This is a genomic window from Zobellia sp. 1_MG-2023 (assembly GCF_030549125.1).
Classification (GTDB): domain Bacteria; phylum Bacteroidota; class Bacteroidia; order Flavobacteriales; family Flavobacteriaceae; genus Zobellia; species Zobellia russellii.
In genome coordinates this window covers 1-1,418 of record NZ_JAUOSY010000025.1, presented here as the reverse complement: position 1 = coordinate 1,418, position 1,418 = coordinate 1, and the positions used below count along the sequence as shown (strand labels likewise).

At 45.4% G+C, this 1,418-nt stretch carries 1 protein-coding gene; it reads left to right on the top strand.

The genetic code is table 11. The annotated features are described in order from the left end of the window. Window positions 1–60: 60 nt before the first annotated feature. On the top strand, window positions 61–1,418 hold a 1,358-nt coding region (locus Q4597_RS19675), incomplete at its 3' end, for a PKD domain-containing protein (protein WP_303407804.1).

Sequence of the window (1,418 nt, the reverse complement as noted above, 5' to 3'; positions counted from 1 at the left end):
ACGGTTACAGATAACGGAAACCCAGTTCGGAGTAGCACTGCAACAACAATCACAATAAATGTGGGACAGGCAAATCAAGTACCTACAGCCCGTGCTTCTGCAAATGTTACCGCCGGTACAGCTCCGTTGACGGTACAGTTTACAGGCAATACATCCTCCGACCCGGATGCTGGAGACTCCCTAAGCTATTTTTGGGATTTTGGTGATGGAAACACATCGAATTCCATTGACCCATCGCATCAGTTTACGTCAGAAGGAATATATGATGTTGTACTGACGGTTACAGATAACGGAAACCCAGTTCGGAGTAGCACTGCAACAACAATCACAATAAATGTGGGACAGGCAAATCAGGCACCTACAGCCCGTGCTTCTGCAAATGTTACCGCCGGTACAGCTCCATTGACGGTACAGTTTACAAGCAATACATCCTCCGACCCGGATCCTGGAGACACCTTAAGCTATTTTTGGGATTTTGGTGATGGGAACACATCGAATTCCATTGACCCATCGCATCAGTTTACGTCAGAAGGAACATATGATGTTATTTTGACCGTTACAGATAACGGAAATCCTGCACAGAGTACCACTGCAACAACAATCACAATAAATGTAGAACAGGCAAATCAGACACCTACAGCCCGTTCTTCTGCCGATGTTACCACGGGTACGGCTCCATTGACCGTAAAATTTACAGGCAATACATCCTCCGACCCGGATCCTGGAGACACCTTAAGCTATTTTTGGGATTTTGGTGATGGCAGCACATCAACTTCTGCCAACCCAACCCATAAGTTTTCGGCTGCAGGTACTTATGAAGTTGTTCTAACGGTAACTGATGATGGTAGTCCGATACGTAGTAATTCTCCGACACCTATTACGATAACCGTTGAAGAAACTCCCAATACTGCCCCAATTGCCGTTGATGATAATTTTACGGTAGCTGAATCGGGGGATTTGAATGTACTTATTTTAACGAACGACACAGATAGTGAAGGAGATGACCTGACAGTCAATTGGGTCGGGGGCAGCCCTGCTAACATTGGACAATCTATTAGCGGTTCAGGTGGTGGTGGTCTGTTTACCATAACCGCTGGCGGAAACCTTACATTCAATACGAATGGCGAATTTGATGGTCTAAACAATGGTGATAGCCAAACAACAACTGTTCAATATAGGGTAACCGATGGTAATTCTAATTCTAATATTGCTACGGTTACCGTAACAGTAACTGGAGTTGATGACCCAAAAAGCAGTGAAAATGATATCACCCAGTTTACCCTATCTCCGACCTCTGGAAATGCCATATTGGATGATGTGAACCATACTGCCACTATTACGGTGCCCTTCGGAACCGATTTGCTCGTAGCCCCTACGAACCTTGTTGTCTCCACAGGAGCTAGTGTATCCCCATTAGG